At 63.6% G+C, this 15,523-nt stretch carries 16 protein-coding genes; 4 read left to right on the top strand and 12 right to left on the bottom strand.

What is annotated here, in order from left to right; translation table 11 throughout:
• Positions 1-11: 11 nt before the first annotated feature.
• Together EN852_RS00645 and EN852_RS00640 are read left to right on the top strand one after the other, a co-directional pair.
• Positions 12-548: an EipA family protein gene (locus tag EN852_RS00645; protein ID WP_245431486.1), complete on the top strand. Its 537-nt coding sequence runs from the start codon at positions 12-14 to the stop codon at positions 546-548.
• Between the two features lie 134 nt (positions 549-682).
• Entirely contained in the window at positions 683-1,819 is a 1,137-nt protein-coding gene (locus tag EN852_RS00640) for a hypothetical protein (RefSeq protein WP_127874514.1), read from the top strand.
• 44 nt (positions 1,820-1,863) lie between these two features.
• Here the strand turns inward: EN852_RS00640 and EN852_RS00635 are convergent, their stop codons facing one another.
• The 6 genes from EN852_RS00635 to EN852_RS00610 form a co-directional block, all read right to left on the bottom strand.
• Positions 1,864-2,661 carry an RNA methyltransferase gene (locus tag EN852_RS00635; RefSeq protein ID WP_127874513.1) on the bottom strand — a complete coding sequence of 266 codons (798 nt, stop codon included), beginning with the start codon at positions 2,659-2,661 and terminating at the stop codon, positions 1,864-1,866.
• Positions 2,662-2,714: 53 nt separating this feature from the next.
• Positions 2,715-3,053, bottom strand: a complete 339-nt coding sequence (locus EN852_RS00630; protein WP_127864435.1) for a metalloregulator ArsR/SmtB family transcription factor — start codon at positions 3,051-3,053, stop codon at positions 2,715-2,717.
• Positions 3,054-3,211: 158 nt separating this feature from the next.
• On the bottom strand, positions 3,212-3,982 hold the full coding sequence (locus EN852_RS00625; protein ID WP_127874512.1) for a HugZ family protein: 771 nt from the start codon (positions 3,980-3,982) through the stop codon (positions 3,212-3,214).
• A gap of 36 nt (positions 3,983-4,018) precedes the next feature.
• Positions 4,019-5,206 carry a CaiB/BaiF CoA-transferase family protein gene (locus EN852_RS00620; protein ID WP_127874511.1) on the bottom strand — a complete coding sequence of 396 codons (1,188 nt, stop codon included), beginning with the start codon at positions 5,204-5,206 and terminating at the stop codon, positions 4,019-4,021.
• 6 nt (positions 5,207-5,212) lie between these two features.
• Positions 5,213-5,974 (bottom strand): 3-hydroxyacyl-CoA dehydrogenase, encoded by a 762-nt coding sequence (locus EN852_RS00615; RefSeq protein WP_127874510.1) that lies wholly within the window; start codon positions 5,972-5,974, stop codon positions 5,213-5,215.
• Between the two features lie 26 nt (positions 5,975-6,000).
• Positions 6,001-6,606, bottom strand: coding sequence for an N-acetyltransferase (locus EN852_RS00610; RefSeq protein ID WP_127874509.1), 606 nt, complete (start codon positions 6,604-6,606; stop codon positions 6,001-6,003).
• Between the two features lie 290 nt (positions 6,607-6,896).
• Here EN852_RS00610 and EN852_RS00605 point away from each other — a divergent pair, with 290 nt between their 5' ends.
• Positions 6,897-7,883, top strand: a complete 987-nt coding sequence (locus tag EN852_RS00605) for a glutathione S-transferase family protein (protein WP_127874508.1) — start codon at positions 6,897-6,899, stop codon at positions 7,881-7,883.
• 8 nt (positions 7,884-7,891) lie between these two features.
• Here EN852_RS00605 and EN852_RS00600 read toward each other — a convergent pair whose 3' ends face one another.
• A complete protein-coding gene (locus EN852_RS00600) occupies positions 7,892-8,368 on the bottom strand; it encodes an ABZJ_00895 family protein (RefSeq protein WP_127874507.1) in 477 nt (158 codons plus the stop codon).
• 77 nt (positions 8,369-8,445) lie between these two features.
• The gene (locus EN852_RS00595) at positions 8,446-8,949 is read right to left on the bottom strand and encodes an NUDIX domain-containing protein (protein WP_127874506.1); all 504 of its coding nucleotides are present in this window, start codon (positions 8,947-8,949) and stop codon (positions 8,446-8,448) included.
• A 50-nt stretch (positions 8,950-8,999) separates the two neighbouring features.
• Here EN852_RS00595 and EN852_RS00590 point away from each other — a divergent pair, with 50 nt between their 5' ends.
• A complete protein-coding gene (locus tag EN852_RS00590) occupies positions 9,000-9,932 on the top strand; it encodes a metallophosphoesterase (protein ID WP_127874505.1) in 933 nt (310 codons plus the stop codon).
• Here EN852_RS00590 and EN852_RS00585 read toward each other — a convergent pair.
• The 4 genes from EN852_RS00585 to leuA all read right to left on the bottom strand — a co-directional run bounded on the left by EN852_RS00585 (position 9,922) and on the right by leuA (position 15,500).
• Positions 9,922-10,539, bottom strand: coding sequence for a hypothetical protein (locus EN852_RS00585; protein WP_127864443.1), 618 nt, complete (start codon positions 10,537-10,539; stop codon positions 9,922-9,924). The two genes, EN852_RS00590 and EN852_RS00585, sit on opposite strands and share 11 nt — an antisense overlap.
• 158 nt (positions 10,540-10,697) lie before the next feature.
• Positions 10,698-11,501, bottom strand: a complete 804-nt coding sequence (locus EN852_RS00580) for an alpha/beta fold hydrolase (RefSeq protein WP_127874920.1) — start codon at positions 11,499-11,501, stop codon at positions 10,698-10,700.
• Positions 11,502-11,795: 294 nt separating this feature from the next.
• On the bottom strand, positions 11,796-13,586 hold the full coding sequence (locus tag EN852_RS00575) for a hypothetical protein (protein WP_127864444.1): 1,791 nt from the start codon (positions 13,584-13,586) through the stop codon (positions 11,796-11,798).
• Positions 13,587-13,760: 174 nt separating this feature from the next.
• Positions 13,761-15,500, bottom strand: a complete 1,740-nt coding sequence (leuA, locus tag EN852_RS00570; RefSeq protein WP_127874504.1) for a 2-isopropylmalate synthase — start codon at positions 15,498-15,500, stop codon at positions 13,761-13,763.
• Between the last annotated feature and the right edge of the window lie 23 nt (positions 15,501-15,523).

The following is a 15,523-nucleotide window of genomic DNA, read 5'->3' as shown; positions in this document are numbered from 1 at the left end:
GTGTACTCACCATGACGATCACACTCCTGGGGGCTTTGGTCCTTTCGACCGCGGCATCGCGGGCCCAACAGTACACAGCGCAGGAAATCATCGATTCCGGTCATAAATTCTTCGGCGAGACATCCGGTGGCCTAGCCACCGTCGTCGAAAAGATATTCGCGTCCTACGGCCTGCCGAACGGCTACCTGCTGGGCGAGGAGGGATCCGGGGCCCTCATCGGCGGCCTGACCTATGGCGAGGGGACGCTCTACACCAAGAATGCCGGCGACCATAAGGTGTTCTGGCAAGGGCCGTCGCTCGGCTGGGACTTCGGCGGCGAGGGCTCTCGGGTGATGATGCTGGTCTATAACCTCGACGACATCAGCAGCCTCTACAACCGCTTCGGCGGCGTGGCCGGGTCCGCTTATGTCATAGCCGGCGTGGGCTTCAACGTGTTGCAGAGCAACCGCGTGCTGATCGTGCCGATCCGCACCGGCGTCGGCGCTCGCCTCGGCGTCAATCTCGGCTATCTGAAGCTCACCGAAAGGCCGACCTGGAACCCCTTCTGATCGGGTTCTGCCCGTTACAATCGCTCGGACCGTGCTCACCACGCCGCGGCAAGCTCTTGCCGCGGCGTTGAATTTCCGCCATGCCAAGGTGGCACAATCCAGCGATTGCCGCTCCGTAAAGTGGATAGCTCGCCTTGGTCCAGTCGGTCCTGTTCTTCGCACTCGGTTTCCTTTGCGCCGCTTTTCTGGTGTCGCTGATCGCGCCGGCGGTCTGGCGGCGGGCCGTCGTGCTGACGCGCAGGCGCCTGGAGGCGTCGCTGCCGCTGACGCCTGCCGAGATCCAGGCGGACAAGGACCGGGTCCGGGCGGAGTATGCAATGACGACGCGCCGCCTGGAAATAACCGTCAAGAACCTGCAGGAGAAGGTGGCCGAGCAGGTGGTGGAGATCGCTCGCGGGCACGAGGCCTTGAAGGGGCTCGCGGTCGAAAAGAAGGACAAGAACCAGGCGCTCTCCGATCTCCAGGCCAAAAACGCGGAACTCAGGCAGCGCGAGGAGGATTTGCACCGCCTGTCGGAGAAGCACGCGCAGGCCGAGCGGGCGTTGGAGAAGCGTGCGCTGGAACTGCAAAAGCTCGAGCAGATGTATGACGACGCCAGTTTCTCGTCCTCGAACCGCCAGATCGAGCTGGTTGCCCGCGAATCGGAACTGGACAAACTCGCCAGCGACATCGCGGTGCTGCGCAGCCAGCGCAAGGAGGCGGACAAGCGCAACCAGGAGATCGTCTCGGAAAGCAAGGCTGCGCGCGAAGCCTTGAAGGTCGAGAAGAAGAAAGTGGCCGAGCTCGAGAAGAAGGTAGAGCGGCTGCTCGCCACGCTTGCCGACCGTGAGGAAAAGCTCGACCGGCGTGAGAAGGACCTTGCCCGCATGCGAGAACGTTCGAAGGAGACCGCTGTGGCAAACGGCGTCGCGCGGCTGACTACCGGCTCGGATGCGAAAAGCGACGATGTCGACAAGGCAATCGCCAGGCTGGAGGGCGATCGGGAACGGCTGGAGGCAAGGCTGACGGCGCTGGCGCGTGAGAACAAGCAGCTGAAAACCGACCTTGCCGCTTCTGGAGCAGCGAAACCCGAATCAGCAGGAGATCCACGCTCCGGCCTTCGGGAGCAGATGAACGAACTGGCGGCCGAGGTTGTCAATCTGACGATGAAGCTCGACGGGCCGGATTCCCCTATCGCCAAGGCCCTGGCGAGTGACGGGCAGCAAAATGGGCGCGGCATCAGCCTTGCCGATCGCGTGAGGGCTCTGCAGAAGGCCGGCTCGTCCAACTGAGGAGACGATCGCGGGGCGTCCCCCAGGGATCGTTCAGCGGACTGCTATCGGGCGGAAAAGTGATGCAGGGCGATCGCCGAAGCCGCCGCGACGTTTAGGCTGTCGAACCCTTCTGCCATGGCAATCCTTACCGTGTGCAGGCGGGTAAGCAAATCCGGCGGCAGGCCTTCGCCTTCAGTGCCGAGATAGAGCGCCAGTCTGGCGGAATGCTGCGCGACCCGGATGTCGGTGGTGCCGCGCGGCGAGAGCGCGAACTGGCTGAAGCCAAGCCGGTCGAGCGTGGCGGTGAAGGCCGCCGTATCGTCGAAGGACGCGAAGGGAACCTTCAGCGCCGCGCCGACGGAAACGCGGATTGCCTTGCGGTAAAGCGGATCGCAGCAGGTCCGGTCGAGCAGCACCGCGTCCGCGCCGAAGGCCGCGGCATTGCGGAAGATCGCCCCCATATTGTCGTGATTGGATATGCCGACCAGGACGACAGCTAAGGCGTGCCGAGGCAGGCCTTCCAACAGAAGCTCGGCGGGCGCTGGATCGCCGCGCATGCCGATCGCCAGGATGCCGCGATGCATGTGGAAGCCGGCGATCCGGTCCATGACCTCGCCGGCTGCGACATAGACCGGGAAATCCGAAGGCGCCTTGCGCAGGATTTCCTGCACACCGGCCAGCCTGTTTTCGAGGATGAGGGCAGACTCCGCGGGGAAGCGCCCTGTCGACAGCAAGAGGTCCAGCACCACCTTGCCCTCGGCGATGAAACGGCCGCGCCTGCCGATGAGATCGCGCTCGCGGATGTCGAGATAGGCGGAGACGCGCGGGTCCCGAGGGTCGTCGATGGGGATGAGGTTCATACAGGCCTCGCCGAAGATTGGTCAGCGAGGTAATGAGCGACTGGAGCCGCGGGTCAAGCCCCGGCGCGGCGCAACCGATAGGCCATCTGGGAGAGATCGCCGTCGCCGAAAATGCCTTCCAGCATACGCAGCAATTCGCGCACCGCTTCGGATTTGCAGGAGTAGTAGATCATCTGGCGGTCGCGCCGCGTCTCGACAAGATTGAGCGCCCTCAGCTTGGCGAGATGCTGCGACAGCGCGGACTGGCTGAGTTGCACCTTTTCGGCGATGGCGCCGACCGACATTTCGCCATCGATCAGATAGGCCACGATCAGCAAACGCTTTTCGTTGCCCATGAGAGTGAGAAACGCGGCGGCCGATTCCGCATTGGCGATTAGTTTGTTTGAGATCATAGATCCCCCAAGGGTCCTGGCTCATCCTGGCGCCAGGGGGCAATGGCGCCTGATTCCACAATGTTCAGATGTCGACAGGCGCTGCTGAATCAGCGCCACAACAAAGGTAGATCATTTCGTTTAACTATCAAGCGTTGCTTTCGCCGGCGTGCGATCAACTAACGCTCTTGCTCTGCCGCGCGTCCCGCCTTCGCCATCTCGACGAGCACCGAACGCAATTCGCGCGCCGCTTGCAAAGGCTGGGGAAAGAAGATCCTGCAGGTCGCGTCCGGGGCGGCGAGATCCATGCCGTCGGCATCGAAGCCGGTGACGATCCAGCCCTCGCCCGCGGCGCCGCCGAAGTGACGGGCATAGAGGGCAATCGCGTCGCGATGGTCGGCATTCATGTGATCGAGTGCTGCCTGCTCGCTGCCGGCCAGTTCCTCGACAAGGGCGCCGCCGGTGATGAAATCATCGCGCTCGAGAAGATAGGCCTTGCCGAAGCCGCCATTCAGGCTGGCGCGTCCAGGCTCGAGCCGGAAGAACGAGAAATCGCCGAGTCCGGTATAAAGCTTGGCCTTTGGATTGCGATTGAGGTAGCGGCGTTCGGCTCGGACCTGGTCGGCCGATCCCCGTTCCAGCCGCACGGCCCGGCATGACAGGCTAATGCGCGGATACGCCAGCGGATCGCCCTTGCCGGGCTCGCCGAGCAGCAGCGAGCAGCGCGGATCGGCGACAAGCGCGCCGGTGTGCGCGGACAGCATCGAGATCAGGATAAGCGGCGCGCCGTCGATGTCGGTGGCGACGCCGACCCTGCTTGCCAGCGGCGCGCCGGTGCCGGGCTCGATAACCGCGAGCGCGCCGAAACGCGCTGCGCGGATCAAGGTTTTCGCCAACCTGATCGCTTCGGCGTCGGTCTGGCGAATGACATCTTTTTTCGGTTCGGTCATAAGCTCACCCGAGATAAGTTGATTTGTATTCTCCGGTTATCGGCCGATTACACCCGCCTTTGCAAGGGCTGCGACTTCCTCTTGGCTGAAGCCAAAACGGGCCAATATGCTTGCGGTGTCGCGATCGGCGGCGGCCGGTGCTGCCGCAGCCGCTGCCGGGGCATGCGAGAAACGCGGCGCCGGCGCTGGGCGCTCGAGCCCGCCAGACGTCACAAAGCTTTGCCTGGCGCGATTGTGCGGGTGGTTCCTGGCTTCGACCAGCGACAGCACGGGCGCGACACAGGCATCGGACCTGGCGAAAAGCTCGGCCCATTCGTCGCGCGTTTTCTCCCTGACCCGGGCGGCAATCGCGACGCGCATCGCGGGCCACGATGACTTGTCATATTGGCTGCCGACAAAATGCCCGGCGAGCGGCAGCAGCCTGGCGAATTCGCCGAAGAAGCGCGGTTCGAGGCAGCCAACGGCAATGTGCCTTGCGTCCGCCGTCTCATAGGTGTCGTAAAATGGCGCGCCGGAATCGAGTAGGTTCTCGCCGCGCCTGTCGCTCCACAGACCCGCCGCCATGTAAGCGTGAATCGGCGCCGCGAGCATCGAGGCCCCCTCGATCATCGAGGCATCGACCACCTGGCCCTTTCCGGTCAGCGAACGCTGGAAAAGGGCGGCGAGCACGCCGGCAATAAGCATCATGGCGCCGCCACCTTGATCCGCGACGAGATTGAGCGGCGGCACGGGCGGCGCGTCCTTCCTGCCGATAGCATGCAGCAGGCCCGCATAAGCGAGATAGGTGATGTCGTGCCCCGCTCGCCCGGACAGCGGTCCGTCTTGGCCGAACCCGGTCAGGCGGCCATAGATCAGCGCCGGATTGCGTTGAAGCAGCACATCGGGCCCGAGGCCGAGGCGCTCCATCACACCGGGGCGGAAGCCTTCGACAAGCAAGTCTGCCCATGCCGCGAGCCGCAGCAAGAGCTCCGGGCCCGCCGGATGTTTGAGGTCGAGCTTGAGGATGGAACGGCCGTGGCGGTCGAGGTCGTATTCTTCCGGTAGGTCCAGAAGCGGCTGGCCGGCATCGGCGCGTTCGATGCGCAACAGATCGGCGCCCATCTCGGCCAGCACCAGGGCGGCAAGCGGCACCGGGCCGAGCCCGGCCATTTCGATGACTTTTAAGCCGGCGAGCGGGCCGGTCTTTTCGGTGGAAGCACCGGCGCCTGTCGGCGAGCCAGTCATCTCGGCTTATTTCGGCGCCATGCGGATGGCGCCGTCGAGCCGGATGGTTTCGCCGTTGAGCATCTGGTTCTCGACGATGTGCAGCGCAAGGGCCGCATATTCCGACGGCTCGCCGAGCCGCGGCGGGAAGGGCACCGCGGCGCCGAGCGAATCCTGCACTTCCTGCGGCATGCCGGCCATCATCGGCGTCTTGAAGATGCCGGGCGCGATGGTGCAGACGCGAATGCCGGAGCGCGCCAGATCGCGCGCCACCGGCAGCGTCATGCCAACGACGCCGCCCTTGGAAGCAGAATAGGCGGCCTGCCCGATCTGACCGTCATAGGCGGCAACGGAGGCGGTGTTGACGATGACGCCGCGCTCGCCCCCGGCAAGCGGATCGAGCTTCGCCGTGCGATCGGCAACGAGGCGGATCATGTTGAACGTGCCGATCAGGTTGATCTCGATAACCTTGCGGTACTGGTCGAGCGGATGCGGTCCGTCCTTGCCGATAGTCTTCACGCCGATGGCTATACCGGCGCAATTGACCAGGATGCGCGGTTCACCGAGCTTTCCAGTCACTTCGGCGATCGCGGCCGTGGCGCTGTCGCCGCTAGAGACATCGCATTGGACGGCAATGCCGCCGATGTCGGCTGCGACTTTCGCCGCGCGCTCGATGCCGACATCGAGGATGGCGACGCGGGCGCCCTTGGCGGCAACCGCGCGCGCCGTCGCCTCTCCCAGGCCGGATCCCCCGCCGGTGACGATCGCGATCTGGCCGTTCGGGTTCATGCAAGCCTCCCAGGTTTCGAATTATGCTACGAGGCGCGCAGGGGAGGCGCAACCGCAATGGCCGGCTCGATCGACAGCTGCGCATTGCCGGCCGGCCGTGCCAGGGCCGGGGCAAGTTCCGCAACCCTTGCCGTGTTGGCGTGGCAGACCTCGCCGGCGAAGCGCGCGACAGCGCCCGGCTTGATCTCGTGATGCAGCAGCCGGTCGAGATCGACCGGGCGCGGCATGGTGATCTGCCCGCGCGGGAAGCGCTTGAAGCCGAGCGGCCCATAATATGGCTCGTCGCCGACCAGGATGACGGCAGGCGCGCCGGCCTTCCTGGCCGCCTCCAGCGCGATCGCGACCAGCTTGCGGCCGATGCCGAGATTCTTGAAGGCGGGGCGCACCGCAAGCGGGCCGAGCATCATGGCGCGTCCCGCGCCCGCGGCCACGCGCGTCATGCGCACCGAGGCGATCACCGCGCCGTCCTTGACGGCGACATAGGACATCGAGCGGTCATGACCGCCCGACTCGCGGATCTTGTAGGCGGCAAGCACGAAGCGGCCCGGCCCGAAGGCCTCGTCGTTGATGGCTTCGATTTCAGCATCATGCGCCGGGGTTTCCGGCAGGTATTTCACGTCGGCAAGGCTCATGGTCTTTGCGTTCCGGTATGCGAGGAAGGTTTGCTGCAAGCGGCAGCGTTCGCCAGTCAGCGCTTGTTAAGCGCGGGCGCCCTTTCGTCGTCGGTCGAACCGGATCGAGGCAAAGTCGAACATGGGCGCCTCCGCTAGCACCAATTTTGTGCCGCTGCAATCGGCGCTTTTTGTCTTTCTTTGTGTCATTTGACGAACTGGTTCGTCATTTGACGAACTGTTCAGCGCCGAGGGGCTTCGCCAACCCGGTTATCGGCCTAGATTATTGCGAACCGTAGGGAGATTTCCGCATGGGATTGCTGATCGAAGGCAAATGGCAGGACCGTCCGTTCGAGACCGATAGCGGCGGACGGTTCATTCGGAGAGAGTCGCAATGGCGCGACTGGATCACGCGTGACGGTAGTCCGGCGCAAGGCAGCAGGCGCGGCTTCAAGGCGGAACCCGGCCGTTATCACCTCTATGTCTCGCTTGCCTGCCCCTGGGCACACCGCACATTGATCTTCCGGACCCTGAAGAAGCTCGACGGCATCATCTCCGTATCGGTGGTGCACCACTTCATGGGCGAAAACGGCTGGACGTTCAAAGCCGAGGACGGCGCCACCGGGGACACGCTCTACGGCCTCGATTTCCTGCACCAGATCTACGCCAAGGCCGATCCGGCCTATTCCGGCCGCGTTACGGTGCCGGTGCTGTGGGACAAGCGGGAACAGACCATCGTCAACAACGAGTCCTCCGAGATCATCCGCATGCTCAATTCCGCCTTCGACGAATGGGGTGATGCAGGTCTCGACTTCTATCCGGCGGCGCTGCGCGCGGAGATCGACAGGATCAATGCGCAGGTCTATCCGGCAATCAACAACGGCGTTTATCGCGCCGGTTTCGCCACCACGCAGAAAGCCTACGAGGAAGCTTTCGGTGAATTGTTCCAGGCTCTCGACATGATCGAGGAGAGGCTGTCGCGACAGCGCTACCTGGCCGGCGAACACATCACCGAGGCCGATTGGCGGCTGTTCACGACGCTGGTGCGCTTCGATCCGGTCTATGTCGGCCACTTCAAATGCAATCTGCGCCGCATCGCCGACTATCCGAACCTGTCGAATTATCTGCGCGATCTCTATCAGGTGCCCGGCGTCTCCGGCACGGTCAACCTGCACCACATCAAGTCGCATTATTACGGCAGCCACAGATCGATCAATCCGACGGGGATCGTTCCGGTGGGGCCAGAGCTCGATTATGCGGCTCCGCATGACCGGGGCAGGTTCAGGAAGGCGGCGTAAAAACTGTTTTACTGGAAAGGCTTTGCATCGAGTTGAGCCCGTCTGGCCCTGTTGGCCTTCAAGAGCCTCTTACCGATCCGTTTATTGAAGCCGATTGCGTTGAGGCAAAAACCAAAAAGCGCAAGTATCGCCATGACCATTATCCAGGCGCCGGTCGATACGCCATCGACGGCCACCGGCGCAATGCCGACTGCTATCGAAACCAGCAGGCAAACGATCGAAAACAGCAACGATGCGGCTGTCGAGAAAGTAACAATTTTCCAGTACTCGTGCCTTTCGAAGAGTCTTCCGTGTTGTCTTATGAAATAGAAATAAGAACAAGAGGTTGAAGCGAATATTATAGATAGATTCACGGGAGTCGACGTACTCTTTTCCATGGACGGAAAGGCGTACACAAAAGCGATCCATGCGAGATAAAGTACAATTGTGGTAGCAAGGTAAATGCCGACATATCGCCAAATGTTGACCGTTTCAGTCTCGCTCATGGACATTTGCTTCCCCTGCGTTGCTCGAAAATAGAGTCTTGATATTCAAACGCAAGAGAAAATCGCTGTTGCCGCGGCTACCAATAAGGTGACATGGATTCGCCGCCGAAAACCTCCGCTATCCGCCGCAATGTCGCCGGGGTCGTGCCCTCCGGTAAATGATCGAGCGGGAAGAAGCCCGCTTCGGCGATCTCATGGTCGGGCCGTTTCGGAGCCGTCTGGCTGAAGGCTTCGATCAGATAAAGGCCGACATGGTCGCGCTTGCTGGAGCGGCGGTTGAAATGCATAGACCTCAGCACTGGTGGCGCGGTCAACGCGATGTTGCCTTCCTCGGCCAGCTCGCGCGCCAGCGCATCCTCGAGCGTCTCGTCGGGCTCGACGCCGCCGCCGGGCAATTGCCAGCCCGGCACATAGGTGTGTCGGATGAGGAAGACTGAATTGGAGGCCCGGTCGTAAACGAGGCCGCGCACGCCGAGAGTCATCGGGCGGCGCAGCAGGAAATAGAAGTGGAACAGTCTTGCTCGCAGTCCCGGCCAGCCGGTCTGGCGGAGCGCCTCCTCCGAATCCGATCCGGCATTCATCCGCGAAACCTTGAGTGGAAAGCCTCGCCGGCGTCCCTTAAGAAGGGGCTATGTTCAGGCTCGCGCATATTTCCGATGCTCATCTGGGACCGCTGCCCGATGTAACCTATCGCGACCTCGCGTCCAAGCGCGTGCTGGGCTACGTCAACTGGCAGCGCAACCGACGCCGCCATATGCATGACGCCGTCATCGACACAATCGTCGCCGACATCAAGGCGAACGCGCCGGACCATCTCGCCGTCACCGGAGACCTCGTCAACCTCGCGCTCGACGGCGAGATCGAGATGGCCAAGCACTGGCTGGAGACGCTCGGATCGCCGCAGGACGTTTCCGTGGTTCCCGGCAACCACGACGCCTATGTGCCGGGCGCCTTCGACAAGGTCTGCCGGGCATGGGCTCCCTGGATGACGGGCGACGGCGTCAACAGTCCGGTCGACCGCGATTCCTTTCCGTATCTGCGCGTGCGTGGCAATGTCGCGCTGATCGGCGTCACCACGGCGCGCGCCACCGCACCCTTCATGGCCAACGGCTTCTTCATGGAAGGGCAGGCCGAACGGCTCGGCAAGGTCCTCGATGATACCGCGAAACGGGGGCTCTTCCGGATCATCATGATCCACCACCCGCCGGTGCGCGGCGCGGTCCCGCAGCACAAGCGTCTGTTCGGCATTGCCCGTTTTCACAAGGTCGTTCGCCGGCATGGCGCGGAACTCGTCCTGCACGGCCACTCGCACCTGCCGTCCTTGTTCACCATCGGCGCACGCGGCGCCAAGGTGCCGGTGGTCGGTGTTGCCGCCGCCGGCCAGGCGCCGGGTGGCAACCATCCGGCGGCGCAGTACAACATGTTCGAAATCGATGGTGAAAGGGGCAACTGGCGCCTGCGCCTGACCAGGCGCGGCCTGACCGGACCGGCCATGCCGCCTTCGGACCTCCAGACCATGGACCTCGACGTGCCGGCAGACGGGCGCCAACTCGTCAGAAGCTGATCTTCATCTGCATGATGCGGTCCCAGAACAACGCCAGCGAAACCGCCAGGCCGACAAGGGCGCCGGCGGCGATCAGGCCAAGGCCGGCGAAGAAGGTTGTCCAGCCGTTGCGGCCCGTTTCGGATCGGATAGGCGGCTCCGCTTCCTGGACCACGTGTCGATGCAGGCCGGGAACGGCGCTTTCCATGCCGCCCTCCATCATGCGCTGCCGCTCGACGACACGTTCGGCCACGTAGCGCGTGACAGCGTCGGCGACGGCTTTCATCTCGGTCGATTCAGCCAGCACCACACGGCCGACGCGCGTGTCCTTGAGGAAGCGGTAGGTTCGGCGGTCGCGTCCCATTGCGACGTGGCTTACCGCGTCGATCCATAGCCGCGGCTGCAGGCCCGACGAGACGGCGAAGTCGAAGCTGTCGATGTCGGCCGGGACATCGGCAAAGACGGGGGCGAGCTCAACTGCCAGCAGATCGAGCCGCATGCGGTGCGCCTCGCGCATGTCGACAACCACGTCATCGCGGTCGGCGAAGGCGTTCTTGACGTCGCGTATGGCATCCGAAAGCTTTCGCGATGGCTCGATCGGGGTGATTATGTCGCCTGCATCCTTCATGGGCGGCCGCCTCGCTGCTGGTTAACAGCGAGTTAACACAGTCGCCGGCAAAATGCACGCCGATGACATACCGGGCCGCAGCCTCGGTCCAGGCGGAAACCCGTTTCGGATCTTTTCGGTTGGTCCGGAGCCGACCCGGCAGGGACATCGCCCCGCGATCAACTGGCCGCGGCGCTCGGCGCCGGACGCAACCGCCTGGCGCGCCGTCGCGTGTTGCGGCGCACGATCTCGGCGATCAGCTCCGGAGCCTCCTCGACCAGCATGTGACCCGCGTCAAGGACATGGTGAAGATGGAAATGCGACGGCAGAGCCTCGGCCTGCCCGACAGGCAGGAGCGGATCCTCCGCTCCCCAAACAACCATCACCGGCATGTCGAGCGCATCGAGCTGCGCTCGAGGGATGACCCCTTGCCGGTCATCCCTGGTCATCGCCGCCGCCATATCGATCAAGGTCTGCAACTGGCCGGGCTGTTTGCGCATGAGGCAGAGGGCATCCACCACGTGGTCGGGCGGCACGCCGCGCGGGGCCGACATGGCCGCAAGGCTGGCGCGGATCTGCTTCCTGCCGGAAGCCGCCGCATAGCGGCGCAGCAGGGCTGCGTTTATCTCCGGACCGAAGCCGCCGGGCGCCAACAGCGTGAGCGAAGCCACGATGCCAGGATCGGCTAGCGCCATCAAGGTCGCGATCGCGCCGCCCATGGAATGACCGACGAGATGGACCTTGTTCAGCTGGCGGGCGGCAAGATCAGCGAGGATGGCTCGCGCGGCCGGCTTGGCGCCGCCCATGCCTTCGCATTGCAGCGAACGACCATGGCCCGGCAGGTCGTAGGCCAACACTCTCGCCTCCGCCGCCAGCGGCGCCATGACGTCACGCCAGATCTCGCGGCACGCTCCGAAGCCGTGCAGAAGGACGATCGTCTTCGGACCGGCGCCGCCCTCGACGGCATAAGGGAAGGGAAGCATGAAAAATGGAGCTGTGAACAAGACAGGCTGCAATTGGAAATTGTGGCTGAATTGCTCCCGATCCAGAGGGATAGCCAGTAAAATTTTCGCGACCGAAGCAGCCTGTCAGGCGCTCGACGCGCAAGCGCGTCCTAATAGGTTTCGGATCACAGCGTGATACTTCCGCACTGCGGCCATCGGCTGGCACAAACACGGGCGGAAGGTGTGCCTATGTCCTTGTCTTGCTGCAATTCCGGCACGAAGGCTGCGGCGTGGCCGCCGAACCCAACCGCCCACGCTTTTCCGGAAAGTTTTTTAGCTCGGATTGCCGATCCCGGCGGCACGCAAGGATTGCACCAGCCGATCGGTGAGATCCGCCGGATATTTGCGGTCGACGAATGTCGCGCGCGGGTCGGCGGCGAATTTCGGGAATTCGGTGGTGAGCTCGTTGGCAAGCTCGCCCGCCAGCTTGTCCCGACCCGAAATCTTGGCGCCGATCAGGCGCGCGGCCAGATAATGCGACTTGGATGCCGTCGTGCGCAGCGACTCGCTGGCGATGGCGGCCTTTTTCATGTCGCCCTGCATGAAGGCGCCGACGAACAGGCCATAGTCCCACCAGGTCGGATGGCCGCTGAAGGCCTCGACCGCGTGGCCCAGGATCGGCGTTCCCTCATCATATTTGCCGGCGAAGATCAGCCCGTAGCCATAGGCGGCGGCCATGCCGAGATCATACGGGTTGAGTTCGTAGGCCTTGCGCGTCAAGCGGATCGCTTCGTCCGCGTTGCCGAGGCGCGAGTTGAGGTAGCCGAGGGCGCGATGCGCGTGCGGGTTCATAGGCCCCATCTGGACGGCGCGATGCGCAAGCGACATGGCCTTTTCGAGCGTCGCATCGGGTGGATAGGGATAGTGGACGGTGACGGCCTCCCCATGAAGCGCGGCCAACTCCGCGTAGACAAGCGACGATTTGGTGCCTTCGCTGGTGAGCTTCTCCAGGCAGCGATAGGCAGCTTCGTGCGTCTTGGCGTTCATGTCGAGATAGTAGTGGTCGTCGAGCACCAGGCATCCGATCTGGCTCGTGCGGATGTCGCTCTGGTCGATGTAGCTGTAGATCGCGCCGGAAGCGGGAACGGTCGAGGTGAGGAGGCTGGCGATGTTGCTTTCAACCACACCAGGCGCGGTTTCGGCCGATGTCAGGTTGCGCGACAGCAGGACCCGGCCGGTCGCGACGCTCTGCAATTCCACCGTGACGTCGCCGGCGGCGGGCCCGGGGACAATATCGAAGACGAAACTAATCGGGTCGGCCGATTGATCGCGCGTTGAATCCGCGTCGCGCCCGATGAAGTCGATGGTGTCGAAACCGGCAAGGCCGGCGCGCAGCGACGACGCGACGCGAGCCGCCTCCGCTCCATCGGCTTTCGTGGCAAGGTAGATGAGCGGCAAGGAGTCGAATATCGGCTGAGCGGCGGTGCCGGCAGCGCCCGCCGTTGCGGCCGTCGCCGCCGTGTCGCCGCCGCCGAGGAAGGCATTGCCCTGGCGAAGGATGAGCAGGCCTAGCATGGCAATGACCAGAACCATGGCAGCCCAGAAGAACCGCAACTGCCGCGTCAGTGATTGTGCAGGTGCGGCTGATGCAATGGGGGCCGCAGGCTCGCCCGGCGTCGGGCTGTCGAGATATTCGGCCGCGGCCGGGGCGGCTTCGGCCGACGCCTGGGGTAGGCGCGCGATGTTGCCGGTCGCGGATTTTGCGTCGCCGGGCAGGCGGATTGCGTTCAGTTCATAGGAAGGAACATAACCGCCGCGCGGGATCGCGATGCGAACCGGCTCGGCGACGCCTTCATTGGCGAAGTATTGGTCCAGAAGCTCGCGCAAGCGGCCGGCCTGGACCCTGACCACGGCATCGGTGGAGGCATCGAAATCGCCGTCCTTGCCGAAGACGTCCATGGCGATGGAAACGCCCTTCAGCCTGTCCGCCTCGCCGGCCTGCTCGCGTTCGACGAGATAGCGTAACAGCCTGCGTGCACGCTCGGAGCGTCCGAACGTCTCGCTGGCAAGCAGTCGCTCCAATGTCTCGCGCACTGCGGGGGCGGCAGGCGGGGCATGCTCCAAGTGTCGATCCTTTCGAACTCGGCACAGGTTAGGTCGTGATAATATAGCGCTCGCGCCGGCACACAAGGACGCTTGTGTTATGCTTTCGCGTAAGCCACCGGAAATTCCCCCGCCGGTTAACGAGCGACGGGGAAATTGCGTCTGTTTTGCAACACGGTTAGGGAGCCTGGCTGGTCAGCCGGCCTTCCCACCGATGATGCGGTTGGCGGCCGAAACGACGGCCTCCAGCGAGGCGGCGACGATGTTGGTGTTGATGCCGGCGCCGAACAGCTTGCCGCCCGGATATTCCATCTCGACATAGGAGATGGCCGACGCGTTGGAGCCGCGCTGCAAGGAATGCTCCGAATAGTCGAGCACCGACATGTCGACGCCGACATGGCGCGAGAGCGCATCGACGAAGCCGTCGATCGGGCCGGTGCCCGAGCCGGTGATCGTCAGTTCCTTGCCGTTGTCGGTTATATCCGCCTCCACGATGCGCCGCCCCTTCACCTCGGTGTCGGGGAAGGTGCGGTGGTCGAGGAACTTCAGCCGTGCGCCGGGCTGGTCGACATAGGTTTCGAGGAAGCGTTCATGGATGCGCTTGGCCGGCACCTCCTTGCCTTCCGCATCGGTGATCGCCTGGATCGCCTGGCTGAACTCGATCTGCAGATTGCGCGGCAGATTGAGGCCGTAATCGGCCTGCAGCACATAGGCGATGCCGCCTTTGCCCGACTGCGAGTTGATGCGGATGATCGCCTCATAGGTGCGGCCGACATCGGCCGGGTCGATTGGCAAATAAGGCACTTCCCAGAGCGGCGTGTTGGCCTTCTTCAGCGCCTTCATGCCCTTGTTGATGGCATCCTGATGCGAGCCGGAGAAAGCCGTGTAGACCAGTTCGCCGACATAAGGATGGCGTTCCGGGATCTTCAACTGGTTCGAATATTCATAGACATCCTTCATCCGGTTGATGTCGGAGCAGTCGAGTTCCGGATCGACGCCCTGGGTGAACATGTTGAGCGCCAGCGTCACGATATCGACATTGCCGGTGCGCTCGCCATTGCCAAACAGCGTGCCTTCGACGCGGTCGGCCCCGGCCATCAGGCCGAGCTCGGTGGTGGCGATGCCGGTGCCGCGGTCGTTATGCGGATGCAGCGAGATGATCAGGTTCTCGCGGTTGTCGAGATTGCGGCACATCCACTCGATGCGGTCGGCATAGACGTTGGGTGTCGACATCTCGACCGTCGAGGGCAGGTTGATGATCAGCTTGTTGTCGGCCGTCGGCTTCACGATCTCGGTGACGGCGTTGCAGATCTCCAGCGCGACCTCGAGCTCGGTGCCGGTGAAGCTTTCCGGCGAGTATTCGAAGCGATAGCCGCCGCCGGCCTTGGCCGCCATGTCGGTGATCATCTTGGCGGCGTCGGTGGCGATGCGCTTGATGCCCGCGACATCCTTTTCGAAGACGACGCGGCGCTGCAGCTCGCTGGTCGAATTGTAGAAATGCACGATCGGGCGGCGCGCGCCCTTCAGCGCCTCGAAAGTGCGCGTGATCAGTTCCGGCCGGCACTGCACCAGCACCTGGAGCGACACGTCGGCGGGCACGCCGCCTTCCTCGATGCACCAGCGGGCGAAGTCGAAATCCGTTTGCGAGGCCGAGGGAAAGCCGATCTCGATTTCCTTGAAGCCCATGTCGAGGAGCAGCCCGAACATGCGCGCCTTGCGTTCATGACCCATGGGGTCGATCAGCGCCTGGTTGCCGTCGCGCAGGTCGACCGAACACCAGATCGGCGCCTTGTCGATCACCTTGTTCGGCCAGGTTCGGTCGGTCAGGCCGACGGTGGGGTAAGACTGGTACTTGCGGGCTGCATCCGGCATGTGGCCGGCCGCGCGCGTTCCGGCTTCAGCCTCGCCGGCGCGGATTTCTTCTCGTGCGTTCATCGTCTCTTCTCCGGGCGGCTCGC

Origin of the sequence: Mesorhizobium sp. M2E.F.Ca.ET.209.01.1.1 (assembly GCF_004010375.2) — a bacterium.
GTDB lineage: Bacteria > Pseudomonadota > Alphaproteobacteria > Rhizobiales > Rhizobiaceae > Mesorhizobium.
The sequence above is the reverse complement of the archived record's forward strand: the minus strand, read 5'-3'. Positions and strand labels throughout refer to the sequence as shown.